We start from the raw sequence: 25,169 nt of genomic DNA, 5'->3' as shown, positions 1-25,169 counted from the left end.
CTCGGCGGGTTCGTTCGATCGTGTGATGTTTGCAAGACTCGGGCCTGCGCGCGCCAAACCCTCCCCCCTCTGCGAGGGAGGGTGACCCGCGGATGCGGGTCGGGAGAGGGGAACGACGGTTTCGAACAAGCCCGGGCGATGGTGACGAGGCCTGATTGAGAACCGTCGCGCCGCCCCTCTCCCGGTCGCTCCGCGACCACCCGCCCCCGCAGAGGGGGGAGGGTTCTTCGCGCCCTCAGTACACGTCGGCCTGATACCGCCCGGTCTTCTTCAGGTGGGCGAGATACGCCACGGCCTCGTCGGGGTTCTTGCCCCCGTGTTGGCCGGCGACATCGATGATGGCGCGCTCCACGTCCTTGGCCATGCGCTTGGCGTCGCCGCAGACGTAGAAGTGGGCGCCCCCTTCGAGCCATTTCCACAGCTCGGCGCCGTTCTCGCGCATGCGGTCCTGCACGTAGGTCTTCTCAGCCCCGTCGCGCGACCAGGCCAGCGACAGGCGGGTGAGCACCTTCTTGTCCTTCAGGCCGTTGAGTTCGTCCTTGTAGAAGAAGTCGGACGCCTGTTTCTGGTGGCCGTAGAACAGCCAGTTGCGGCCGGGCGCCCCTGTCGCGTCGCGCTCGCGCAGGAAGGCGCGGAACGGCGCGATGCCGGTGCCGGGGCCGACCATGATGACGTCCTTGGAGAGATCCTCCGGCAGGGCGAACCCGTGCGCCTTCTGGAGGTAGACCCGGACCTTCATGCCCTCGGGCAGGCGCTCGCCGAGATGCGTGGAGGCGACGCCGAGGCGCAGGCGGGAGCGGTGGCTGTAGCGCACGGCGTCCACCGTGAGGGAGACCCGGCCGGGGTCGGCCTTCGGCGAGGACGAGATCGAGTAGAGCCGGGGCTGCAACTCGTCCAACGCTTCCAGGAACACCTCCGCGTCGGGCCGCGCGCCGGGGAACTTGTGCAGGGCGCCGAGCACGTCGAGATGGGCGGCATCGCCGTCCGGGTCCTCGCCGGCGGCGAGGGCCTGCGCCTTCTTGCGGGCCTCGCCGGAGGTGAGGAGCGAGAGGAGCTGGTAGAGCCCGTCCGGCGCGCCACCGAGGGCATAGTCCATCATCAGGCGGTCGCGCAGGGTTCGCCCGCCGATCTTGCGCTCGGGGCGGGCGCCGAGTTCGGCGATGACGGCATCGACCAGGGCCGGGGCATTGGACGGGAACAACCCGAGGGAATCGCCGACCACGTAGTCGATGGGCGTGCCGGTGAGGTCGATCTCGATGTGCCAGGTCTCCTTCTCGCCGCCCGGCGCGTTGAGGCGCAGGCGCGAGACGAATGTCGCCTCGACGGGGTTCTCGCGGCACAGGCCGAGGGGGCCGAGGGTCGGTTCGGCCTTGGGCGCGGCGTCGCCGGCGGCCTTCGGGGCGGCGCCACCGCCGGCGCCGAACTCCTCATCGAGTTTCTTCAGCATCCGGAGCGTGTCCTTGCCGCCGGGCTGGCACAGGTTCAGGCGCTCCTCGTTCTTGAGGAAGATCGCGTTGGCGTAATCGGCGCAGTTGTAGCCGCACTGGCCGCAATCCTGCTGCGCCATGGCGGCCATGAGCTTCTGCGCTTCCGGCCGGTCCTTGGCGAGGTCCATCCGGTCGGGCAGTGGCATCGACGGATCGTGCCAGGGGGCGTCGTCGTTGTCGGCGAGTTTTTGGCCGCCGCCCATGTCGCCGGGGGCCAGCGCCGTGGCGCCTTCGACGGCGGGGCCCAGGAGGGCGGCGAAGTAGCCCGACAGCCACGAGCGCTGATCGGGGCTGAAGGGGGCGTTCTCGGGGATGAGAACGAGCGGGGGCGTGACGTGCTCGCTCATGCGGCTGCCTTCAGGACGGGTTGCTCTTCGGCGGTGTGGCGCAGGGAATCGGGACCCGTGCGGGCGGTGAAGGCCTGGAAGCTTTCCCCCGGACCCTGGCGGTTTCCGAGGTAGCTGCGCAGGAGCGCCTCGATCCGGGCCGGGCAATCCTCGGCCTTCACGGCCTTCCAGATCTCGGTGCCGATCTTTGGGGAATCGCCGAAGCCGCCGCCGACGACGATGTCGTAGCCCTCGACCGTGTCGCCCTCCTCCGAGACGACGACCTTAGCGCCGATGAGGCCGATGTCGCCGATGTAGTGCTGAGCGCAGGAATGGTGGCAGCCGGTGAGGTGCACGTTCACCGGCACGTCGAGTTCCTTGAGGTTCGCCTCGATGTAGTCGGCGATGACGAGGGCGTGGCCCTTGGTGTCGGAGGCGGCGAACTTGCAGCCCTGGTTGCCCGTACAGGCGACGAGGCCGGCGCGGATGCTCGACGCTTCCGTGGTGAGCCCGAGGGCCGCCACCCGCGACTGGACCTCCGCGACCTTCGCGTCCGGAACCCCGGAAAACAGGAAGTTCTGCCAGACGGTCATGCGGATGGCGCCGTCGCCGCATTCCGAGGCGATCTTGGCGAGCGCCCGCATCTGGTCGGTGGTGAGCTTGCCGACGGGCAGGATCACGCCGATCCAGTTGAGGCCGGGCTGAACCTGCTTATGGACACCGACATGGGCGAAGCGGTCCATGGAGCCGCGCGGGGCGACATGCGTGGGATCGACCCGGGCGAGCTTGTGCCCGAGTTCGTCCTCGACGGCGGCGAGGTACTTGTCGAAGCCCCAGGCGTCGAGGACGTACTTCATCCGGCTCTTGTTGCGGTTGGTCCGGTCGCCGTTCTTGATGAAGACCCGCAGGATGGCGTCGGCCACCCGGTTGCAGTCCTCGGGCTTGAGGACCACGCCGGTGTCGCGGGCCAGATCCCGGTGGCCCGAGATGCCGCCCAGCACGAGGCGCATCCAGATGCCCGGCTCCACGGCCGCGCCGTCGAGCACCCGCACGGCCTGGAAACCGATGTCGTTGGTCTCCTCCAGCACCGGCATGACGCCGCCGCCGTCGAAGGCGACGTTGAACTTGCGGGGCAGGCCGAACAGCGAACGGTCGTTGAGGATGTGGTTGTGCCAGGATTTGGCGAGCGGCCGCGTGTCGAGGAGTTCCTGGGCGTCGATGCCGGCCACCGGCGAGCCGGTGACGTTGCGGATGTTGTCGGCGCCCGCGCCCCGCGCTGTGAGGCCGAGGTCGATCAGCCCGTCGAGGAACGGCTGACCGTGCTCAGGGCTGATCTCGCGGACCTGGAGGTTGGCGCGGGTGGTGACGTGGCTGTAGCCGCCGCCATGGGCGTCGGCGAGATCGGCGATGCCGGCGAACTGCCAGTGGTGCAGGATGCCGTTGGGAATGCGCAGGCGGCACATGTAGGAATTCTGAGCCGGGGCGACCCAGAACAGGCCGTGGTAGCGCCAGCGGAAATTGTCCTCGGGCTTCGGGGCCTTGCCGGTGGCGGCTTCCGCGATGAGGCGGTTGTGGCCGTCGAACGGGTTCTCGGCGCGCTTCCACTTCTCCTGGTCGCAGAGCTTGCCGCCGGCCTTCACTGTGGCGTCCTGGGCCTTGATGTGGATCGCGTCCGGCCCCGTGGGCTCGGCCGGCGGGGCCGCCGCCTGGCCGAGGGCGAGGCCGCCGGTCAGGCGGGCCGCGGAGATGCCGGAGGCGAAACCTTCGAGGTAGCGCTTCTGCTCGGCGTTGAAATCGTCAGCCATGAAAGCCTCCGTCACGCTGCGAGGGGTTGAGGGGCAAGGGGAGAGGAGGCTTGACGCCCGAACATGAGGTCGTCGCGGTGACCGCCGATCGCGGCGCCGGTGCGGATGAGTTCCTTGCACCAGCCCTGCTCGGCGATGTCGCCGACGAAGACGGCCCCGAGCAGGCGGTCGTCTGCGACGATGAGCTTGCGGTAGAGGCCCAGCCCCGGATCGCTCATGAGGATCGTCTCCGAGCCCTCCGGCGCCTCGATGGCGCCGGCCGAGAACACCGGCAGGCCCGAGACCTTGAGGCTGGTGGCGAGCGACGTGCCCGTATAGGCCGCCTCCTCGCCCACCAGATGGCGGCTCAGGGCCTCAGCCTGCTCGTAGGCGGGCTCGACGAGGCCGTAGACCTGGCCGCGATGCTCGGCGCACTCGCCAAGCGCGAAGATGCGGGGGTCGGAACTCTGCATCCGGTCGTCGACCTTGATGCCGCGTGCGGTCTCGATCCCGGCGCCCTGCGCCAGGGCGATGTTGGGGCGCACCCCCACCGACATCACCACGAGGTCGGCGGGTAGCACGGTGCCGTCCGCCAGGACGAGGCGCTCGACCCGGCCGTTGCCCTCGATGGCCGCCGTGTCGGCCTTGAGCAGCACGTGCACGCCGCGCGCCTCCATGGCCCGCTTCACGAGGCCGGCGGCGGCGTGGTCGAGCTGGCGCTCCATCAGGCGGTCCATGACGTGGAGCAGCGTGGTGTCGACGCCGAGGCGCGCGAGGCCTACCGCCGCTTCGAGCCCGAGGAGGCCGCCGCCGATGACGATGGCCCGGGCGTGCTCCACCGCCGCCTTGCGGATGGCCGACACGTCGGCGAGATCGCGGAATGTGAGGACGCCGGGCAGGTCCATGCCGGGTTTAGGCAGGCGGATCGGCACGGAGCCCACCGCGAGCACGAGCTTGTCGAAGGGCAGGACGTGGGTCTCGCCGACCATGACGAGGCCGTTCTCGCGGTCGATCTGGGTCACGGGGGCGCCCGTGATGAGGCGGATGCCGTGGCCCTCGTACCAGTCGAGGCCCCGGAACGCGCACCCCGCCTCGTCCACCTCGCCGCCGAGCAGCGACGAGAGCAGAACGCGGTTGTAGGCCGCCTGCGGCTCGGCACCCACGACGGTGACGTCGTAGAGGCCCGGCGCCCGTTCCGTGAGCCGTTCGAGAAACCGCAACGACGCCATGCCGTTGCCGATGACGACCAGTCTGTCCTTCATCACGCGCGCCCGGTCCTCACGCCGCCATGGCCGGCTTGGCGTGCCGCGCGTAGAGGAACTCGAGGACCGCCGCGCGGGCATGGGTGTAGGTGGGGTCCTCGACGAGGTCGAGGCGGCGGCGCGGCCGGGCGAGGTCGACGGTGAGGATCTCGCCCACCGTGGCCGAGGGGCCGTTGGTCATCATCACGATGCGGTCGGAGAGCAGCACCGCCTCGTCGACGTCGTGGGTGATCATGATGACGGCGTTCTTGAGCCGAGCATGGATGTCCATGAGCGAATCCTGGAGATGCGCGCGGGTAAGAGCATCGAGGGCCCCGAAGGGCTCGTCGAGGAGCAGAACCTTCGGCTCCATGGCCAGCGCCCGGGCGATGCCGACGCGCTGCTTCATGCCGCCCGAGATCTCGCTCGGGCGCCGGTCGGCGGCGTGGGTCATGTTCACGAGCGACAGGTTGTGGTCGATCCAGGCGTTCCGCTCGGCCTTGGATTTCTTGCCCTTGAAGACCTTGTCCACGGCGAGCGCCACGTTCTCGCGGACCGTGAGCCACGGCAGCAGCGAGTGGTTCTGGAACACCACGGCCCGGTCGGGGCCGGGGCTGTTCACTTCCTTCTCTTCCAGCAGCACGCCGCCGGTCGAGGCTTTCAGCAGGCCGGCGACGATGTTGAGGACCGTGGACTTGCCGCAGCCGGAATGCCCGATCAGCGAGACGAACTCGCCCTTTTCGATCTTCACGCTCACGTCCCGCAGCACCTCGTTGGTGCGGCCCGCGCGGGTGAAGGAAATGCCGACGTTCTCGATGCTGAGATAGGTCATGGGGTTGCTCCTCAGGCCGTCGCGGTGCCGCGGGTGACGAGGGTGCCGACGAAGGCGACGAAGCGGTCGAGGACGAAGCCGATCAGGCCGACATAGACGAGGGCGACGATGATCTCGGAGATGTGGGAGGAGTTCCACGCATCCCAGATGAAGAAGCCGATGCCGACGCCGCCGATGAGCATCTCGGCCGCCACGATGGCGAGCCAGGACAGGCCGACGCCGATGCGCAGCCCCGTGAAGATGTACGGGGCGGCAGACGGCAGCATGATCTTGGCGAAGAACTCCAGGGGGTTGAGGCGCAGCACCGCCGACACGTTGCGGTAATCCTGCGGGATGTTGCGGATGCCCACCGCCGTGTTGATGATGATCGGCCAGATCGAGGTGATGAAGATCACGAAGATCGCGGAGGGCTGGCCGTCCCGGAAGGCGGCGAGCGACAGGGGCAGCCAGGCGAGCGGCGGGATCGTGCGCAGCACCTGGAAGATCGGATCGAGGCCCCGCATGGCCCATTCCGACTGGCCGATGAGGGTGCCCACCAGGATGCCCATCACGGTGGCGAGGGCGAAGCCGAGGGCCACGCGCTGGATGCTGGCGAGGATGTGCCAGAACAGGCCCTTGTCGGTGCCGCCGTTGTCGTAGAACGGGTCGACGATGAGATCCCAGGCCTCCGTCACCACCCGCGAGGGCGGCGGCAGGCCGGCGCCCGGCCGCGAGCACAGCAGTTCCCAGATCACCAGGAAAGCGATGAGCACCACCACCGGCGGGATCAGGTTTTTCGCGATGGTGTTCAGGGTCGACCTGGTCACCAGGGGCGCGCGCTTCGGCTTGGACGCTTTGACCGTGACGACGGGGGCGGCGATGGTGGAGGTGTTGGCCATCACGCGGTCCTCTTGATGCCGAGGCTGGACAGGTAGGCGGCGGGATCGGCCGGATCGAACACCTTGCCGTCAAAGAACGTCTCCTTGCCCCGCGAGGTCGAGGCCGGGATCGCGGTGACGCCCAGCGCCTTCGCCGCCTCGCGCCAGATGTCCTCGCGGTTCACCTTGGCGACCAGGGCCTTGGTGTCGGTCTGGGCATCGAACTTGCCCCAGCGGATATCCTCCGTGAGGAACCACAGGTCGTGGGACTGGTACGGGTAGGAGGCGTTGTCGGCGAAGAACTTCATGATGTGCGGGCTGTTCTCGACGACGCGGCCGTCGCCGTAATCGATGGTGCCCTTCATGCGCCCGGCCACATCGGCCACCGGGATGTTGATCCATTGGCGCTTGGCCACGATGGCGGCGAACTCGTCGCGGTTCTCCGGCTTGTCGCACCACATCTGCGCTTCCAGCACCGCCATGGTCAGGGCGCGGGCGGCGTTGGGGTGTTTCTCGACCCAGGAGGCCCGCATGGCGAAGGCCTTCTCGGGATGGTCCTTCCAGAGCTCGCCGGTGGTGAGCGCCGAGAAGCCGAGCCCCTGCTGCACGAGCTGCGCGTTCCACGGCTCGCCGACGCAGAAGCAGTCCATGGTGCCGACCTTCATGTTCGCCACCATCTGGGGCGGCGGCACCACGATGGTCTCGATGTCCTTGTCGGGGTCGATGCCACCGGCGGCCATCCAGTAGCGGATCCAGAGGTCGTGGGTGCCGCCCGGGAAGGTCATGGCCGCCTTCACGGACTTGCCCGAGGCCTTCTTCTTCTCGATGGCGGCTTTGAACACCTTGGCGTCGAGGCCGACCTTCTGGTCGAGGTATTCCTTGGCCACCGAAATGCACTGGCCGTTGACGTTGAGGCGGGCCAGGATGTGCATCGGCACGGGGACGTTGTTCTGCGTCACGCGGCCGGCGGTGATGAGGTAGGGCATCGGCGAGAGGATATGGGCGCCGTCGATGCCGTTGCCCTCGGAGCCGAGCACGAGGTTGTCGCGGGTGGTGCCCCAGGATGCCTGCTTCAGCACCTCGACGTCGGGCATGCCGTGCTTGGCGAAGAAGCCCTTCTCCTTCGCGACGAACAGCGGGCCCGCGTCGGTGAGGGCGATGAAGCCGAGCTTGGCGCCCTTCACCTCGGGACCCGCGCCCTGCGCGAAGGCGCCGGCGGGCAGGGCTGTCCGAGCGAGGGCCGCCAGGGAGAGGGCTGCCGTCGCTCCCTTCAGGACGCTGCGCCGGCTGCTGCGAAAACCATCACTCATCGAATCCGAAATCCTCGCCAGGGCTGCAGTGCGCCAAAACAGAAAACCGCCGACCAAGCACATCCATCGGACGCGCAGACGAGGCACGTCGGGGGGAGTCTCGGGTCAGCGGCTTTGCCGACGGATCAAGCCCGTCGTCGTTGACGAGCCCGAGGGTCTTTGCAGGAGACGTGCCAAAGGGCCTGCGACCCAGTGGGAGGGGGTGGCCGCGGGTTTTTGCCCGGACCTAAAGGTCTGATGCGTAGAAGGTTTTTTCCTCGGCGCCGAGACGCCTTCGCGGGCGGATGAGGGGCGGCGGTTCGACCCCCGACCCTGACGCAAGGCGAGGCGCCTTGTCGGGCGCGGCGCTCTCGCGCTGCACAATCGGCGGGCACGCTGCCGGTGGCGCGGGCACGTCTTCCTTCAGGAGGACGCGTCGCCCCCCGCCAGGGCGGCGTCGAACAGATCCGGGCGGTAGAGGGCCCGGGCGCGTTCGGTCAGGGCGGGCGCGGGCACGATCTGGCCCGCCGCCGCCATCCGGTCGAGGAGCCAATCCACGTGGGCGGGATTCGGCCGCTCGACCGCCGCGCCGAACGTCACGAAGTTCGGCGCGTCCCGCCGCGTGCCGTCGGCATCGACCACCACCGTGCCGGCCAGCGCGCGCCGGACGAGGGCGGGTGCGATACCGAGGTGATCGGGACCCGCGAGCAGGCGGGCGAGGTCGTCGTGATTGCGCGGCTCGGCGCACCAGCGGCCGGCCCGGCGCACGGCCCGCACCAGGGCACCGCTGGTCGCCGCCGCGTAAGCCGGCAGGGCCAGCACCTTCTCGGGGCAGTCCGGCGCGACTTCGCTGCCGAAGGCCACGATCCGGCCGTATCCGTCCTCGACCGCGAGGCTGTTCCAGGGGCTTCCGGCGCAGAAGCCGTCGATGTGCCCGGCGCGCAGGGCCTCGGCGATGCGGGGCGGCGGAATCACCACCGTCCGGACCGCGTCGTCGAGGTCGAGCCCGCCACGGGCGGCGAACAGCCGGAGCTGGTAGGTATGGCTCGAGAACGGGTGCACGGTGCCGAGCGTCAGGGGGCACCCCTGCGCCGCCCGCGCCCGCGCCACCCGCCCGAAGGCGCGGGCGACGGCCTCGAGACTCTCGCCTTGCGGGTTCATCTCGGCCCAGAGCGGCCGGGAGACAGTGATGGCGTTGCCGTTGAGGTTGAGCGCCAAGGGCACGGCGAGCCCGGTTTCGGGGCCGCTGATCCCCAGGGCGCTGGCGATGGCGAGGGGCGCCAGCATATGCGCGCCATCGAGGTGGCCCAGGGCGAGCTTGTCCCGAAGGGTCGCCCAGGAGGGTTCGCGAACGAGGTCGACGCTCAAGCCCTCGGCGGCGGTGAATCCGCCTTCCACGGCCACGATGAGGGCGGCCGCGTCGACGAGGGGCACGTATCCGAGGGCGAGGCTCATGGGGTCAGTTTCATCGGGCAAATCTCATCCGAGAAGATCCGCCGCCGTGACGATGGCACGGGCGATGTCGGCGATCTTGCGCTTCTCGTTCATGGCCTTGCGCCGCATCAGCCGGTAGGCCTCCTCCTCCGGCATCCCCTTGGCCGTCATCAGGATGCCCTTGGCGCGCTCGATGAGCTTGCGGTCGGCGAGTTCCCCGCGGGCTTCCAGCAACTCGCGCTGGAGCCGCGCGAACGCATTGAAGCGCAGGATCGCCACGTCGAGGATGGAGCGGATGCGTTGCGGGTGCAGGCCGTCGACCACGTAGGCCGAGATGCCCGCATCCACCGCCGCCTGCATCATCGGCACGTCCGAGCGATCGACGAACATCGCCACGGGTCGCTCGACGTGGCGCGACAGGCCGGACATCTGCTCGAGGATGTCCCGGCTCGGGCTCTCGACGTGGATGACCACCACGTCCGGATTGAGGGCCGCGACGCGGGCGGGCAAGTCGGCGGTGTCGGGCAGGATCACCACCCGGGCGATGCCGGCCGCCGCCAGCCCCTCTTCCAGAATCGCGGCGCGCGCCGGGCTCGGGTCGATCACGGCCACGGTGAGGGAGGGCTCGGTCATCGGGATCCGACGGACGGGATGGCTGCCGCCTGCTGATCGCACGTCGTCCCGAATTTCGGCAAGACCAGGCGTTGAGCAGGATGAAATTTTAGGCAGGCGCCCGACCCCGGCCGGTGCTCGGTGGAAGGGTACCCGTCGCTCCGGCCGGCGGGTTACCGTCGTGAAAGGAAATAGCCCAGCTTCCGCCGCAAACCGTCCTGCTAATGGGGGTGGGGATAGCGAGCGATTGCGAGGATGCCGGAATGACGGTGCGAAACCACTGCGGGTCCGTCGACGAGGGTCTCAGCATGGACGCCACCTCGGGCGTGACGCCGCCCTTCCTCCCGACTCTCTTCGTCGCCCTCCTGCTCGGCGCGGCCTCGCTGGTCTGCCGGGAGTCCGACGCGCCTGCCCCGGATCCCACAACGTCGATCAGCACCACCCTGGCGCCGCGCAGTGCCACGGCTCCGGTCGCCACGATTGCTGCGGGGATGGTCGAAGAGGCCGAGGCTGCCGTGACCTTCGTGCCCGCCGCCCTCGCCTTTCCGCGCCAGTTCCCCCTCGTCTTAGCCACCCAGGTCGCGGCGGCGCAGACCGCCACCCCGCAGGTCGTCGCACAGGGGCCGCACCGGCCCGCCGGCCCCCGGATCGCGACCCTGCGCCGGAGCGCGGCCGGCAAGACCACCCACGTCGCCGAGCCTCCCCGTGGGGAGGCGCCGCAGGCCGACCCGATTCCGCATGTCGCGAAGGCCGAGACGTCCGGCGATGTCATGCCCGATCTGTCTCCGCCCGACTTCGCCCTGCCCTTCGCGCCCGCAATCCAGACGGTGGGCCGGGTGCGGGATTTCGTCGGCGTCCAGGGTGCCGCGGCGCGCACGCAGGTCACGGCCCTGGGCGGTGCGGTGGTGGAGTTCGTCGAAGCCCTGCGCTGATCGCGGCGCGGTTTCCCGCCGCTTTCCCCTGCGGCACTCCTGCAATCGCCCGGCCTACCCTGGACCCTGCCCCCTCGGGGGATTAGGTGGACGCCATCGATGATGCGCTGCCGCGAGGCAGGAGGCGTCGAGGGCTGAGGCGAGGGCGCGGATGGCAGGACGGATCGAGGATTACGCGCTCGTCGGCGACGGCCGCACCGCAGCCCTGATCGGGCGCGACGGCAGCGTCGACTGGCTGTGCTGGCCTCGCTTCGATTCCGCCGCGTGTTTCGCCGCCCTCCTCGGCACCGAGGATCACGGCTTCTGGAAGCTCGGCCCCGCCGACCCGACGGCCAAGTCTTCGCGGCAGTACCGCGCCGGCAGCCTCGTCCTCGAGACTCAGCACGAGACCGGGACCGGATGCGTCCGGGTGACCGACTATATGCCGGCCAACGACGGGTCGCACCTCGTGCGCATCGTGGAGGGTTTGAGTGGCGCGGTCGCCATGCACATGCGGCTCGCCGTGCGCTTCGATTACGGCTTGGCCGTGCCGTGGGTGTCGCACAACGAACTCGGGGACCTGCGCGCCATCTCCGGGCCGCACAAGGTGGTCCTGCGCACCCTCGTGCCCCTGCATGGCGAGAACCAGACCACCGTGGCCGACTTCTCCGTGTCGGCGGGCGAGAGCGTGGCCTTCACCCTGAGCTACGGCCCGTCGCACGAGGACGACCCGCCGCCGATCCAGCCGCGCAAGGTGCTGTTCGAGACCGACCGCCACTGGCGCGACTGGTCGAGCCGCGCCGCCCACGGCACGCCCTGGGACGCCATCCTGCAGCGCTCGCTCCTCACCCTGAAGGCGCTGATCTATCACCCGACCGGCGGGATCGTGGCCGCGCCGACCACCTCCCTGCCGGAGGAGATCGGCGGCGTGCGCAACTGGGATTACCGGTTCTGCTGGCTGCGCGATTCCACCTTCACCCTCATCGCCATGATGGATGGCGGCTACCTCGACGAGGCCCGCGCCTGGCGCGACTGGCTGGTGCGGGCGGTGGCCGGCAACCCGGAGCAGGCCCACATCCTCTACGGCATCGCCGGTGAGCGCATGCTGCCCGAGATCGAGCTCGACTGGCTTCCCGGCTACGAGAACTCGAAGCCTGTGCGCATCGGCAACGCGGCGGTGGAGCAGTTCCAGCTCGACGTCTACGGCGAGATCTTCGATGCCCTCTACCAGGCACGCCAGCGCGGGTTGCTGGGCGATGCCGACGGCTGGCGTGTCGGTCAGGCGCTCCTGCGCCACCTCGAGAAGGTGTGGAACACCCCCGACGAGGGCATCTGGGAGGTGCGCGGCGGGCGCCGCCACTTCGTCCATTCCAAGGTGATGGCCTGGGTCGCCTTCGACCGGGCGATCCGCTCCTACGAAGAAGGCGAGCCCTTCGGCGCGCCCGTCGACCGTTGGCGCACGATCCGCGACGAGATCCACGCCGAGGTTTGCGAGAAGGGCTTTGACAAGGAACTCAACAGCTTCGTGCAATCCTACGGCTCGAAGAGCCTCGATGCGAGCCTGCTCCTCATCGCCCATATGGGCTTCCTGCCTCAGCACGATCCGCGCGTGGTCGGCACCGTGGAGGCCATTGGCCGGACCCTAACCCGCGACGGCTTCGTGCTGCGCTACGACACCGAGGACCAGACCACGGACGGCCTGCCCGGCAACGAAGGGGCGTTCCTGCCCTGCAGTTTCTGGTATGCCGACAACCTCATCGGCCTCGGCCGTTGCGAGGAGGCACGGGCTCTCATCGAGAAGCTCATTGGCGTGTGCAACGATCTCGGCCTCGTGTCCGAGGAGTACGACGTGGCGGGCAAGCGCCTCGTCGGTAACTTCCCGCAGGCGTTCAGCCACGTCACCCTGGTCAACACCATCCTGAACTACAGCCGGGCCAACGGACCGGCGAAGGAGCGGGGGGCGCAGGCCGGGGACATGCTTACGAGCAACGGGGCCTGCCTCCCGGCGGACCGGGCGGCCGAACGCGAACAGGTGACGGCCTGACGGGCGGGCCGTGTGAATCGAGGTGGGTGGAGCCGGTGTCGTGCCGGCGGCCCCCACGGGACGAGGGCCGGTTCCGCATGGCGGGCGGCTCAGACAAGACTTCAAGGAAGGCAGGACCATGAGCGGAGCCGACACCAAGCCGAGCGAGAGCCTCAGCGCCATCGACAAGCTCAGCATCGACACCCTGCGCACCCTGGCCATCGACGCGGTGCAGAAGGCGAATTCGGGACATGCGGGCGCGCCGATGGCGCTCGCCCCCGTGGCCTACACCCTGTGGAACCGGTACCTGCGCTACGATCCGGCCCACCCGCACTGGCCCAACCGCGACCGGTTCGTGCTCTCGGCCGGCCACGCCTCCATGCTGCTCTACGGCCTGCTGCATCTCGCGGGCGTCGCCCAGACGGATGGCGGCAACGAGCCGGCGGTGTCCCTCGACGACATCAAGAAGTTCCGCCAGCTCGACAGCAAGACGCCGGGCCACCCGGAATACCACTTCACCACCGGCGTCGAGACCACCACCGGGCCCCTCGGCCAGGGCGTGGCCAACTCCGTCGGCATGGCCATGGGCAGCCGCTTCCTCGGCGAGACCCTGAACCGGCCCGACCTGCCGCTGTTCGACTTCAACGTCTACGCCATCTGTTCCGACGGTGATCTCATGGAGGGCGTCGCGGCGGAAGCCGCGTCCATCGCCGGGCATCTGCGCCTGTCGAACCTGTGCTGGATCTACGACAACAACACCATCACCATCGAGGGCCACACGGAACTCGCCTTCTCGGAGGAGGTGGCGACGCGCTTCCTCGGCTACGGCTGGCAGGTGCTGCGGGTGGCCGACGCCAACGACGTCCACGCGATCTCGGGAGCCCTCGAAACCTTCCTGCAATCGAGCGACCGGCCGACCCTCATCATCGTCAACTCGATCATCGGCTTCGGTGCCCCGAAGAAACAGAACACCCCCAAGGCCCATTCGGACGCCCTCGGTGAAGAGGAAGTGAAGGGCGCCAAGCGCGCCTATGGTTGGCCCGAGGATGCCCAGTTCCTCGTCCCCGACGGGGTTCGCGAGAACTTCCAGGCCGGCATCGGCGCGCGCGGCGCCGCGCTCTTTGCCGATTGGGAGCGGTTCATGGGCGAGGCCAAGGCCGCCGACCCGGCGCTGGCCGAGGAGATCGACGCCCTGCATGCCGGCCGCCTGCCCGAGGGCTGGGATCGCGACATTCCGGTGTTCCCGGCGGACGCCAAGGGCATGGCGACGCGCGAATCGTCGGGCAAGGTCCTGAACGCCATCGCCAAACACGTGCCGCATCTGCTGGGCGGCTCGGCCGACCTCGCGCCGTCGAACAAGACCAAGCTCGAATTCGAGGGCGCCGGCACCCTGTCGCCGTTCGAGCCGGGCGGCCGCAACATCCATTTCGGCGTGCGCGAGCACGCCATGGGATCGATCGTGAACGGCCTCGGCCTCGTGGGCCTGCGCGCCTACGGCGCCACCTTCCTCGTGTTCGCCGACTACATGCGCCCGCCCATCCGCCTCGCGGCCCTGATGGAGCTGCCGGTCTTCCACGTCTTCACCCACGATTCCATCGGGGTCGGCGAGGACGGGCCGACCCACCAGCCGGTGGAACAGCTCCTGACGCTGCGGGCCATTCCCGGCCTCGTCACTCTGCGGCCGGCCGATGCCAACGAGGTTGCGGAAGCCTATCGCGTGATCATGGGCCTCAAGGACCAGCCGGCGGTGCTGGCCCTCTCGCGTCAGCCCCTGCCGACCTTCGACCGCGCGGTCTACGCAAGTGCCGCGGGCGTCGCCAAAGGCGCCTACGTGCTGGCCGACTGCGACGGCACGCCGGACGTGATCCTCATCGGCACGGGCTCGGAGGTCCAGCTCTGCGTCGGCGCCTACGAGGCCCTGAAGGCGGAGGGCGTGAAGGCCCGCGTGGTCTCGATGCCGTCCTGGGAGCTGTTCGAGCGCCAGGAGGAGGCCTACCGTAATTCGGTCCTCATCCCGGACGTGCTCGCCCGCGTCGCCGTCGAGCAGGGCTCGGTCATCGGCTGGGACCGCTACGCCGGCTCGGCCGGCACCATCGTCGGCATGAGCACCTTCGGCTCCTCGGCGCCGATCAAGGATCTGCAGGCGAAGTTCGGCTTCACCCCGGAGAAGGTGCTCCAGGCGGCGCGCGACCAGATCGCACGGCACAAGAAGTAGGGTTCGGGGGTTCTCGAACGACGGAACGTGCCTCTCCTCCTCATCGGGAGGAGGGGCACAAGTCCGGACGACGATGGTTGAACGGTGCCGCCCCTGCGCGGGCGACTCACGACGACGGACGACTGGGAGTTTTCGCATGAACCCGCTCAAGGCTCTCTTTCCCGAACAGGGCCAGGCCGTGTGGCTCGATTTCGTCGCCCGCGGCTTCGTCCTCGACGGCAAGCTCAAGGCCCTGGTGGACGAGGACGGCCTGCGCGGCGTGACCTCGAACCCGTCGATCTTCGAGAAGGCCATCGGCGGGTCGGCGGAATACGATGCCGCCTTGAAATCCGTGATGAGCGCGGGCGATGCCCGGGTCATCGACCTCTACGAAGGCTGCGCCATCGCCGATATCCAGGCCGCGGCCGACGTGTTGCGCCCGGTCTATGAGGCGAGCGACGGGGCCGACGGCTACGTCAGCCTTGAAGTCTCGCCCTACCTCGCCCTCAACACCGACGACACCTTGGAAGAGGCCCGGCGCCTCCACAAGACCGTGGCGCGCGACAACCTGATGGTGAAGGTGCCGGCGACCCGCGAGGGCATTCCGGCGATCCGGGCGCTGACGGCCGACGGCATCAGCGTCAACGTCACCCTGCTGTTCTCCGTGGAGACCTACGAGGCCGTGGCCCGCGCCTTCATCGACGGGCTTGAGGCGTTCGGCGCCAAGGGCGGCGACGTCTCGAAGGTCGCCAGCGTCGCGAGCTTCTTCATCAGCCGCATCGACGTCGCCGTCGACAAGGCGCTGGACGACCGGATCGCCGCCCTCGAGAGCCCGGACGCCAAGGCGCCCCTCGAAGCCCTGCAGGGCAAGGTGGCCATCGCCAACGCCAAGCTCGCCTACCAGCGATTCAAGGCTGTTTTCTCGGAGCCGAAGTGGCAGGCTCTGGCGGCCAAGGGTGCCAAGGCACAGCGCCTCCTCTGGGCGTCCACGGGCACGAAGAACAAGGCCTATTCCGACGTGCTCTACGTCGAGGAGTTGATCGGCCCCGACACCGTCAACACCATGCCGCCGGCCACCATGGACGCGTTCCGCGACCACGGCACGGTGAAGGCCGCCATCGAGACCGATCTCGATGGCGCCCGCGCCGTGATGGACGGTCTCGCCCGCGCCGGGATCGACATCGAGAAGGTCGGGGATCAACTGGTCGAGGAGGGCGTGCAGCTCTTCGTCGATGCCGCCGACAAGTTGCTGAGCGCGGTGGCGGGCAAGCGCATCGACTTCCTCGGGCCGAAGCTCGATGGCCAGACCCTGGTGCTTCCGGAGCCCATCGCTGCGGAAGCGAAGAAGGCGACGGAAGCCTGGCGCGCTTCGGGGGCCATCCGCCGCCTATGGGCCCACGACAAGTCCGTGTGGTCCAACGCCGACGAGGACAAGTGGCTCGGCTGGCTGCGCATCGTCGAGGACGAGCTCGCCCATGTTTCCGAGTACGCGGCCTTCGCCGACGACGTGCGCCAGACCGGCTTCACCGATGTGGTGGTGCTCGGTATGGGCGGGTCCAGCCTCGGCCCCGAAGTGCTGGCCGAGACCTACGGTCCTCGCGAGGGCTTCCCGAAGCTCCGCATCCTCGATTCCACCGATCCCGATCAGGTCCGCGAGACCGAGGCCGCGATCGCGCTCGAGACGACTTTGTTCATCGTCGCCTCGAAATCCGGCTCGACCCTCGAGCCCAACGTGTTCCGGGACTACTTCCTCGGCCGGATGAAGGCAGCGGTGGGCGAGCGCGCCGGGGCCCACTTCGTCGCCGTGACCGATCCGGGTTCGGCCATGGAGGCGGCGGCCAAGGCCGACAACTTCCGCAAGATCTTCTACGGTGTGAAGCAGATCGGCGGGCGCTACTCCGTGCTCTCGGCCTTCGGCCTCGTGCCGGCGGCGGCCTCCGGCATCGACGTCGAGGCGTTCCTGAACACCGCCCGCACCATGGTTCGCTCCTGTGGACCGGCCGTGCCGCCGGTACAGAATCCGGGCGTGCTCCTTGGAACCGCCCTCGGGGCTGCCGCACGTCACGCGGGGCGCGACAAGGTCACGTTCATCGCGTCTCCCGGCATCGATACGTTCGGCGCCTGGGCCGAGCAACTCATCGCCGAGTCCACGGGCAAGGACGGCAAGGGCCTGATCCCCATCGACGGCGAGCCCGTCGATGTCCCGGCCGTCTACGGCCACGACCGATTCTTCGTATACCTGCGCCTCGACAGCCGGGCCGATCCGCGCCAGGACGAAGCCGTGCGCAACCTCGAACGCGAGGGCCACCCCGTCGCCCACATCACCCTGGCGAACGCGGAGCAGCTGCCGCAGGAATTCTTCCGCTTCGAGATCGCCACGGCGGTGGCCGGGGCCATGCTCGGCATCAACCCGTTCGACCAGCCCGACGTGGAAGCGAGCAAGATCGAGACGAAGAAGCTGTTCGATGCCGCCGAGGCGAGTGGGTCCCTGCCCGCCGAGACGCCGCTCTACGTCGACGATACCATCGCGCTCTACGCCGACTCGAAGAACGCCGAGGCCCTGCCCCAGGCGTCCGAGGGCCTCGACCCGGCGCTGAAGGCTCATCTGGCGCGCGCGAAGCCCGGCGATTACGTGGCTCTCCTCGCCTACGTCTCCCGCAATGCGGGCCATCACGCGATCCTGCAGGATGCCCGCGTGGCCCTGCGCGACAAGACCCGCCTCGCCACCTGTCTCGAATTCGGGCCGCGTTTCCTCCACTCAACCGGCCAGGCCTACAAGGGCGGTCCCGATACCGGCGTGTTCCTCCAGATCACCGCCGACCCGTCGGAAGACCTGTCGATCCCGGGGCGCAAGCTCGGCTTCGGCACCGTCGTGGCGGCGCAGGCGCGCGGCGATTTCGCGGTGCTGGCCGAGCGCGGCCGGCGGGCGCTGCGGGTTCATATCAAGGGTGGTGATGTCGAGGCCGGCCTGAAGCGCGTCGCCGCCGCGATTAAGGCGGCGCTGACCTGAGACCATGCCGGACGTCCCGGGTTCTCCCCGGACGCCCGCGACCTCGCCCGGAGGTGCTGCGCCTGGCTCCAGCGCCTCCGGATGATGTCGGAATGAGGACGGGTCCCCGGTCTCGCGACCTGGGGCCGAACCGGGCCAACATCGCGACAGGAGATCACCCATGCAACTCGGCATGATCGGCCTCGGCCGGATGGGCGGCAATATCGTGCGCCGGCTCCTGGCGGGCGGACACACCGCCGTGGTGTTCGACCAGAACCCCGAGGCCGTGGCGGCCCTCGTCGCCGAAGGCGCCACCGGGGCGGCGAGCCTCGAAGAGTTCGTCCGGACACTCGACGCGCCGCGCACCGCCTGGGTGATGCTGCCGGCGGGCGAGATCACCGAGGGCACGGTGGTGAAGCTCGGCGGGCTGATGGCCGCCGACGACGTGATCATCGACGGCGGCAACTCGTTCTACAAGGACGACATCCGCAGGGCCGCCGAACTGCGACCCAAGGGCGTCCACTATGTCGATGTCGGCACCTCCGGCGGCGTCTGGGGTCTGGAGCGCGGCTACTGCATGATGATCGGCGGTGATACGGACACCGTCACGCGCCTCGATCCGATCTTCGAAACCCTGGCACCCGGCATCGGCACGATCCCGAGGACGCCGGGCCGCGAGGGGCGCGATGCCCGTGCCGAGGCGGGGTACATCCATGCCGGGCCGAGCGGAGCCGGGCATTTCGTCAAGATGGTCCATAACGGCATCGAGTACGGCCTGATGCAGGCTTATGCCGAGGGCTTCGATATCCTCAAGCATTCCAATTCGACGGACCTACCCGAGGGCCAGCGCTTCGACCTCAACATCGGCGACATCGCCGAAGTCTGGCGGCGCGGCAGCGTGGTCTCGTCCTGGCTCCTCGACCTCACGGCCGGTGCACTGGCAGGCGATGAGAACCTGACGAATTTCTCCGGCTTCGTTGCCGATTCGGGCGAAGGGCGCTGGACCCTCAACGCGGCCATCGAGGAATCCGTGCCGGCCAACGTGCTGTCGGCGGCCCTCTATGCCCGTTTCCGCTCGCGCGAGGATGCCAGCTACGCCGACAAGCTGCTCTCGGCCATGCGCAAGGGGTTCGGTGGGCACCAGGAGCCGAAATAGGGTCTTGCCGCTGTGCGGGTGGCGCGACCCGGCTCATGGGATTGTCGAAAGGACCGGTGATGATTCCGCTGCCGACGAATTCCGAAATCCTCGCCGATTCCGATGCCGTGGCGCGGGCAGCGGCCGAACGTCTGACGGCGCTCTGCGCTGCGGCGCCGGATCGACCCATTGCCGTCTGTCTCTCGGGCGGATCGACGCCGAAGCGCCTCTATGCCCTCCTGGCCGGCCCCGACTATCGCGGCGCCCTCCCCTGGGCGCGCCTGCATTGGTTCTTCGGCGATGAACGCCACGTGCCGTGGGACGACGCGGCGAGCAACGTTCGCATGGTGCGCGATGCCTTTGCCGACGCACCGATCCCGCCGGGCAATCTCCATGGCATCCCGGCGAACGGTTCGCTGGCAGAGGATACCGCTGCCTACGAGGCCGCGTTGAAGGCGTTCTACGGCGCCGCAGCTCTCGATCGGAATCGGCCGCTGTTCGATCTCGTGCTGCTTGGTCTCGGCGAGGACGGTCACACCGCCTCGCTGTTTCCCGGCAAGGCCGCGATCGATGAGGCCCATGCCTGGGTCGCCCCGGTGCCGGAGGCGGGGCTCGCCCCGTTCGTCCCGCGCATCACCCTGACGTTTCCGGCCCTCGCTTCAGCCCACGGCGTCCTGGTGCTGGTGACGGGCGAGGCCAAGCGCACACCACTCCAACGCCTCGCCGAGGGCGAAGACCTGCCAGCCGCCCGGATCACCGGCCCCGTGACGTGGCTTCTCGATCGCGCCGCCAGCGACACCTGAGCGCGCTACTTCGAAGCGGCCACTGTCCAAGGCGCGATGATCCGCATGGAGGCGGTCTCGACGGGCACCGGCATCGTGGTGATCAGGGGGATATTCCGTGCGCGGGCCGCGATCCGCCGGGCCTCCGCCGCCGGCATGGCGCCGACGGGCATGACCATCGCCGAGAGAAGGCTGCGCGTATGCCGGTCGACAAAGGCCGAGCGCCCGATGCTCTCGAAGTCGCGGGCGGCGTGGTGCTTGTCCGGCTCGCCAGTGAAGACCTTCACGCCGTCCTTGAGGACCACGATGTCGCCGGGGCGAAGGGTCGGATCCTTCATGAAGGCGGCGGCGGCTCCCGCACTCATGTCGATGGGCGTCTGACGATCGGTCACGCGAATCTTGAGCGGCTCGGCCTTGGGCAGGGCGGCGTAGCGGATGGTCCGGGGCCGGGCGTTCAGGGCTCGCGCGGCCCGGCGGACATCCGCCCGGCGTGTGGATTGGGCAACGGCTTCGGGGGCGGGCGCCGGTTGCATCGCAACAGGCTGACTCGGCTGGAACAGGCGCTGGAACAGGCCGCCCAATCCATCGTCGGCTGCCAAAGCCGTGCTCGGGAGAACGGGGAGGAGGAAGAGCGCGGCGGCGACGCCGCTGCGCACGAAAGGCCGGGCTCGGGTCATGGGAAAATCGGCTCTCGTTGTCGATCCCCGCCGCACGCTGGGATGAGCCGTTAACAGATTCTCAATCTGAACAGTTCCAGCGAGAATCGTCAGTTTGCCGCGGATGCTTAAAGATCGCTGGCTCCACACTCCACGCATGGAGAGGTAACCGGTCGGTCGTGGGTATCGCCGATTGGCAATGCCCTAGAAATCGCTGTGGTTACGGCGTTCCTTCGCGCGTGGAAGTGCTGCGTTCGCGCGACGGACGCAAGTTTCTTCGTTGACGCGCTGCGAGCGATCAGCGCCGGAAGACTTCAGTCTACCGCTCCGTCGTCTTCTCCGACGAGCCCATGGGATGCCGAGCTGGAGTGCCGTTCGAGACACCGTCGGTCGTGAACGAAACCAACGCTCCCCTGCTTTTCGGTGCCGTCGCGCCGGTTCCGGCCTGCACGGCGTCACCCGGCGATTGCCGCACCGGCTTCGCACCCGTCACTCACCGGAGATCGCCTCCCCGCGCGTTCGGCGTCGAGCGCCGCCGAGGTTGCCGTGCCATGTCTCGATTCAAGCAGGAAAAAGGTAGGGCGTATGATGTATTCGTGCAGTTGCTATTCGTAGAAAATTTCCAGAGGAAAGCACCTTGAGCGAGGATCGACAGCGCGATCTCGTTCCTATGAACGCGCATGGCGGAAAATATACTGATCGACTGTCGTTCGCTCCGACGAAGTATCGAATGGGCGCGTGCGTGAATGATCCGGCGTCACGGAATGCGGAACGATTGGGCGGTCTCGATGATTGAATAGGTCCTCACGACAAGGAGAAGACCGTGATCCGGACTCTGCACACCCTCGCGTTCCTCGCGGTCCTCGGCGCCGCCCCGGCTCTGGCCCAGACCACGGTGACCGGAACGCCTGCGCCCGACGCAAAGTCCAGCGCCACATCAGGTGGACAGGAGGCGGTGACCCGCCCGAACACCGACAAGCCCGATGCCACGAAGCCCGGCACCGCCCACGCCGCCACCGGCGCGAAGCTCGAAGAGGGTGCCAACAGCTTCACCGAGTCGCAGACGCATCACCGTCTTACGGAAGCCGGCTACAAGGATATCAAGGGCCTGATGAAGGACGACAAGGGGATCTGGCGCGCCGACGCCCTCCTCGACGGCAAGCCCGTGAAGGTCGGTGTCGACTTCAAGGGCAACGTCGCCGCGCAGTGAGCGCGGCGTCACCCATTCGTTCCAGATCCGAACAGGAGTGCATCATGGCACAGCAGACCATTACGGCCCTTTACGACGATTATGACGATGCCAGCGCTGCCGTCGCCAAGATCGAGGCCCTGGGGGTTCCCCATAGCGACATCAGCATCGTCGGCAGCAACGAGGGCGACCGCCACGCAGGCCGCATCACCGCGCCGAACGCGGTGGGCGATCGGACCGACACCACGGACAGCGCCGCAACGGGCGCCGGCACCGGTGCGACGGTCGGAACCGTTCTTGGTGGTGCGGCTGGCCTCCTCACCGGTCTGGGCCTCCTCGCTATTCCAGGTGTCGGCCCGGTCGTCGCAGCCGGCTGGCTCGTCGCGACCCTCACGGGGGCCGGCATCGGAGCGGCGGCAGGCGGTCTGGCCGGCGGTCTCACGGGGGCTGGTCTTAGCGAGACGGATGCCCACACCTATTCCGAGGGCGTGCGCCGCGGTGGGACCCTGGTCACGGTTCGGGCAGATGAAACCCGTGCGGTCTCGGTCATGGATATCCTCGAAGAGCATGGCTCCATCGACCTCGACGAACGTGCCGAAGGTTGGCGCGCCGAGGGTTGGACGGCACCGCAGGCGGCCGCCGCCCCGAACCCGTCGGCCATCGCCACCCCCTCAGACGGTCGCACCCGCGTGCGGTCCTACCCGTCGACGCCCGTGTAAGGGGCGCATCCGAACGGCATGGCCCCGACGATCAGTCGGAGGCCATGCCGTCGGGTCTCCACCCCTGACGTCCCGAAGCCCCGCGATCCGTCGCGGGGCTTTCTGTCGAGGCCATGCAAAAAACCGGTCTCGCGTCGTCCGCGATCCGGCTGATGTTTCAGGGTTCTTCGGAAGAATGGGTCCCGGGGCCGAAGCCCCGGGTTCTGTTTCGACGGTTACCCTACCGCAAGATGCTTACGCCGCGAGGCGGGCATCCATGACAACGTTATCGTTGGCATTTAGAGTTTTGGTCAGATGCCTGGAATAGGGGTTACCTACGCCAAACCGGTCGAAACCTTACCGACAGTCGCATCGTATCCCACCGAAGTGAGACTGAACTCGCGATCCCTTTACCGCCCAGTCGATCCTATTTCGCCCCCATCAAAAACCCACCCCCGCATATTCATCGCGCAGTGGGCTCGTGGTGGAGGCGCCGGAGTACTGCCCTCCGGGTCCTGAAACGTTATTACGAACCGGTCATCAACCGCAGCCTCAATATAAGTGACGCCTCGCCCCGGGTCCAGTCCGGCCCACACGGAAAGCGCGGCTCACTCCGCTTCGTGCTGATCCGCGTACCAATCCGCATAGGGTGTGTTGCGTACCAAGCGACGGTTGAGATCCGGCGCCCCATCCGTCCACCAGATCGGACCGCGCTCGCCCAGCCCTTGCTTTGCCCGTTCGACGGCGGCCCGCGCCGTCGCGATGGCGGCGGCATCGTCGGCTCGCCGCCCGGCCTTCACCCCGCGGCGGGCCTCCATGAGATCGTGGACGAGGCGGTCGCGTTCGGCGGGCGGAAGATCCGGTCGGGCGCGCCGCCAGAGCCGTCCCCTCACCACGATGTAACGGCCGTCCGGCGTTTCCAGAACCCGACGGTCAGGCGCGGGCGTGGCGCTGTTCATCAATGAGCGCTTCGACGGCCGCGATGGTGTTTTCCAGATCGGCGATCCGGCGAAGCATGCTGTCGGGAGGCAGCATGGGGACTTTCGCGGCATCCAGGATGAGATCGCGCTGAGCAGTCTTCAGGCGATCGAGAAGAATTTCCAAGTCTGACATGGCTTTGCCTTACGGCATCGCTCGGAAAAGTAAAATCCGATTCTCGAGGGTACCCGTTCCGGTGCAGGCGTCTACCGTTGCGACACCGGGCTTTTTCAGATCTGCGTCTGCGCGATCGCACGCATCGGGCGAAGTTCAGGCATCAGGTCCGTCCGGTGTTTCTTCGATGAGGGCCGCGATGGCCTCGAGAAGCGCCGTATCCTCCCCCGCCATGGCGTCCATGGTCTTCATTCGGCGCAGGACCGTGCCGGTGATAGCTTCCTCTACCGTGGCCTCGGCAAACGCGTAGTAGATCGTCGCCTGTTCTCCGTCGCGATGACAGCGGCCCTCGATCTGCGCGAGTTGGATCGCGCTGTGACGCATATCGTGGATCACCAGAGCGCGCACGGCGTCACCGCCCGGCATCTCGTTGCGATGGAGGGAGATCGATTCCGTGACGGTGAAGATCATCACGTCACGCCCTCCGGTCTGAAAGGCGACCCGCTCGGCTTCATTCGCACCGGCGTCGCGTGTCCCATCGATGGCGCCGGTCCGCCATCCACGCCGGGTCAGGGTCTCGGCCAGGGCGGTACCGGTTTCGAGGAAGGCGACGGAGATCGCCACCGCCTGCCCGGATTCGAGCAAGGTCTCAACGAAATCCGCCGTGCCCTCGACGCGAAGCAGGCTCGCCTTCTGCCGGAAACGGAGATCGGCGGCCCACCCGGCCGGACGACGCGCAGAGCCGCCGAGCAGACCCCAGCTTTGCCGAAACGCGCGCCAATTGGCGTCGTAGAGCCGTCGTGACGCGGCATCGAGGGCGGTGGCGGCCAGTTCGCGTTGCACTTCCGGCCAGCCCGCGATGTCGCCTGGTCGTCTGCGCAGGCCGATGGCGTTCGGCCCGGCATAGAGCAGGTCGGCCATCACGGCGCAGTCGCGGGCATTGGCCATCCAGCGCCAGTTGGCCCACCGGCCCTTGGCGCCTCCGATGCCGAGCTGGCGCAGGAGGGCGCGGAAGTCCGCAAGGGTGTCGCAGGGCATGCCGGCAGCGGCTCCAAGAAGTCGGCCGAGATAGGACAATTCGTGCGGAGCTTGGCCGGCCGTCGCGCTGAGATAGATCGTGAACAGGGCAGCGTCGGCCACGTGGCGACAGACCAGGCTCTTCTGAGCGGTCGGGTTGCGCAGGCGGTGGCTCTCGTCGAACGCAACCAGCGACCATGTACGCTTGAGGTGCCCATGCTTGGCCAGGGCATTGTTCTTCGCGCGTGCCGAGCGCCGCGTGCTCGCCGCTGGGGGGGCCATGAGCGATTTGGTGCGCTCGTAGTTGATCAGCGTCACGGATTTCGCCGTTAACCCGGCCTGCGCCATGGTGCGCCGCCATTGCGGCATGGCACCCTTCGGGCAAACGATGAGGATATTGGGTTCGGGCATGCACGCGAGCGCGCTCCACACCGACAGGGTCTTACCGAGGCCGGTCATGTCACCGAGCAGAAACCCCGGCTTACCCGCCGCGCGCGCCGCCAGGATTGCCTGGGCTGCTTGCACCTGATGCGGCCGCGGGACGAGGATGGGCAGCGCGGTCATCACAAGGGTTCCCTAAACGCACAAAGCCCCCGCTTGTGTGCGGGGGCTTTGGGTGGT

General features: G+C 68.3%; 20 protein-coding genes and 1 other RNA gene. 8 read left to right on the top strand and 13 right to left on the bottom strand.

Going from position 1 to position 25,169, the window contains the following annotated elements; translation table 11 throughout:
- Positions 1–235: 235 nt before the first annotated feature.
- From MFF01_RS20765 to MFF01_RS20730, 8 genes are all read right to left on the bottom strand, one after another.
- On the bottom strand, positions 236–1,834 hold the full coding sequence (locus MFF01_RS20765; protein WP_238228260.1) for a sulfite reductase subunit alpha: 1,599 nt from the start codon (positions 1,832–1,834) through the stop codon (positions 236–238).
- Entirely contained in the window at positions 1,831–3,618 is a 1,788-nt protein-coding gene (locus tag MFF01_RS20760; protein ID WP_238228259.1) for a NirA family protein, read from the bottom strand. Before MFF01_RS20760 ends, MFF01_RS20765 begins: the two co-directional genes overlap by 4 nt.
- 11 nt (positions 3,619–3,629) lie before the next feature.
- The gene (locus MFF01_RS20755; RefSeq protein WP_238228258.1) at positions 3,630–4,859 is read right to left on the bottom strand and encodes an NAD(P)/FAD-dependent oxidoreductase; all 1,230 of its coding nucleotides are present in this window, start codon (positions 4,857–4,859) and stop codon (positions 3,630–3,632) included.
- A gap of 16 nt (positions 4,860–4,875) precedes the next feature.
- A complete protein-coding gene (locus MFF01_RS20750) occupies positions 4,876–5,670 on the bottom strand; it encodes an ABC transporter ATP-binding protein (RefSeq protein WP_238228248.1) in 795 nt (264 codons plus the stop codon).
- Positions 5,671–5,681: 11 nt separating this feature from the next.
- Positions 5,682–6,548, bottom strand: a complete 867-nt coding sequence (gene ntrB, locus MFF01_RS20745; protein ID WP_238228245.1) for a nitrate ABC transporter permease — start codon at positions 6,546–6,548, stop codon at positions 5,682–5,684.
- On the bottom strand, positions 6,548–7,837 hold the full coding sequence (locus tag MFF01_RS20740) for a CmpA/NrtA family ABC transporter substrate-binding protein (protein WP_238228243.1): 1,290 nt from the start codon (positions 7,835–7,837) through the stop codon (positions 6,548–6,550). The genes ntrB and MFF01_RS20740 overlap by 1 nt, the downstream gene beginning before the upstream one ends.
- Positions 7,838–8,239: 402 nt before the next feature.
- Positions 8,240–9,271 carry a CmpA/NrtA family ABC transporter substrate-binding protein gene (locus MFF01_RS20735; protein WP_238228241.1) on the bottom strand — a complete coding sequence of 344 codons (1,032 nt, stop codon included), beginning with the start codon at positions 9,269–9,271 and terminating at the stop codon, positions 8,240–8,242.
- A gap of 24 nt (positions 9,272–9,295) precedes the next feature.
- Positions 9,296–9,883 (bottom strand): ANTAR domain-containing response regulator, encoded by a 588-nt coding sequence (locus MFF01_RS20730; RefSeq protein WP_238228240.1) that lies wholly within the window; start codon positions 9,881–9,883, stop codon positions 9,296–9,298.
- Positions 9,884–10,125: 242 nt separating this feature from the next.
- On the opposite strand from MFF01_RS20730, the gene MFF01_RS20725 reads away from it, so the two are divergent.
- From MFF01_RS20725 to pgl, 6 genes are all read left to right on the top strand, one after another.
- Positions 10,126–10,794: a hypothetical protein gene (locus tag MFF01_RS20725; RefSeq protein WP_238228238.1), complete on the top strand. Its 669-nt coding sequence runs from the start codon at positions 10,126–10,128 to the stop codon at positions 10,792–10,794.
- Between the two features lie 151 nt (positions 10,795–10,945).
- Positions 10,946–12,817, top strand: a complete 1,872-nt coding sequence (locus MFF01_RS20720) for a glycoside hydrolase family 15 protein (RefSeq protein ID WP_238228237.1) — start codon at positions 10,946–10,948, stop codon at positions 12,815–12,817.
- Positions 12,818–12,935: 118 nt separating this feature from the next.
- The gene (gene tkt, locus MFF01_RS20715; protein ID WP_238228236.1) at positions 12,936–15,011 is read left to right on the top strand and encodes a transketolase; all 2,076 of its coding nucleotides are present in this window, start codon (positions 12,936–12,938) and stop codon (positions 15,009–15,011) included.
- Positions 15,012–15,147: 136 nt separating this feature from the next.
- Positions 15,148–18,000: a bifunctional transaldolase/phosoglucose isomerase gene (locus tag MFF01_RS20710; protein ID WP_238228235.1), complete on the top strand. Its 2,853-nt coding sequence runs from the start codon at positions 15,148–15,150 to the stop codon at positions 17,998–18,000.
- 160 nt (positions 18,001–18,160) lie between these two features.
- Complete coding sequence (gene gnd / locus MFF01_RS20705; protein ID WP_238228234.1) at positions 18,161–19,135, top strand: phosphogluconate dehydrogenase (NAD(+)-dependent, decarboxylating); 975 nt, start codon at positions 18,161–18,163, stop codon at positions 19,133–19,135.
- Between the two features lie 59 nt (positions 19,136–19,194).
- Entirely contained in the window at positions 19,195–19,917 is a 723-nt protein-coding gene (gene pgl, locus MFF01_RS20700; protein ID WP_238228233.1) for a 6-phosphogluconolactonase, read from the top strand.
- Positions 19,918–19,922: 5 nt separating this feature from the next.
- Here the strand turns inward: pgl and MFF01_RS20695 are convergent, their stop codons facing one another.
- Complete coding sequence (locus MFF01_RS20695) at positions 19,923–20,573, bottom strand: hypothetical protein (RefSeq protein ID WP_238228231.1); 651 nt, start codon at positions 20,571–20,573, stop codon at positions 19,923–19,925.
- Between the two features lie 802 nt (positions 20,574–21,375).
- On the opposite strand from MFF01_RS20695, the gene MFF01_RS20690 reads away from it, so the two are divergent.
- Both MFF01_RS20690 and MFF01_RS20685 read left to right on the top strand, forming a co-directional pair.
- The gene (locus MFF01_RS20690) at positions 21,376–21,762 is read left to right on the top strand and encodes a hypothetical protein (RefSeq protein WP_238228230.1); all 387 of its coding nucleotides are present in this window, start codon (positions 21,376–21,378) and stop codon (positions 21,760–21,762) included.
- A 44-nt stretch (positions 21,763–21,806) separates the two neighbouring features.
- On the top strand, positions 21,807–22,460 hold the full coding sequence (locus MFF01_RS20685; protein ID WP_238228229.1) for a hypothetical protein: 654 nt from the start codon (positions 21,807–21,809) through the stop codon (positions 22,458–22,460).
- Between the two features lie 192 nt (positions 22,461–22,652).
- Here the strand turns inward: MFF01_RS20685 and ssrA are convergent.
- The 4 genes from ssrA to MFF01_RS20665 form a co-directional block, all read right to left on the bottom strand.
- Positions 22,653–23,026, bottom strand: a transfer-messenger RNA (tmRNA) gene (gene ssrA, locus MFF01_RS20680).
- 21 nt (positions 23,027–23,047) lie between these two features.
- Positions 23,048–23,398 (bottom strand): hypothetical protein, encoded by a 351-nt coding sequence (locus MFF01_RS20675; RefSeq protein ID WP_238228228.1) that lies wholly within the window; start codon positions 23,396–23,398, stop codon positions 23,048–23,050.
- Positions 23,373–23,552, bottom strand: a complete 180-nt coding sequence (locus MFF01_RS20670) for a hypothetical protein (RefSeq protein WP_238228227.1) — start codon at positions 23,550–23,552, stop codon at positions 23,373–23,375. Before MFF01_RS20670 ends, MFF01_RS20675 begins: the two co-directional genes overlap by 26 nt.
- A gap of 135 nt (positions 23,553–23,687) precedes the next feature.
- Positions 23,688–25,112, bottom strand: coding sequence for an SNF2-related protein (locus MFF01_RS20665; RefSeq protein WP_238228226.1), 1,425 nt, complete (start codon positions 25,110–25,112; stop codon positions 23,688–23,690).
- Positions 25,113–25,169: the final 57 nt, after the last annotated feature.

The sequence above is a fragment of the Methylobacterium adhaesivum genome (assembly GCF_022179065.1).
GTDB classification, from domain to species: Bacteria; Pseudomonadota; Alphaproteobacteria; order Rhizobiales; family Beijerinckiaceae; genus Methylobacterium; species Methylobacterium adhaesivum.
The sequence above is the reverse complement of the archived record's forward strand: the minus strand, read 5'-3'. Positions and strand labels throughout refer to the sequence as shown.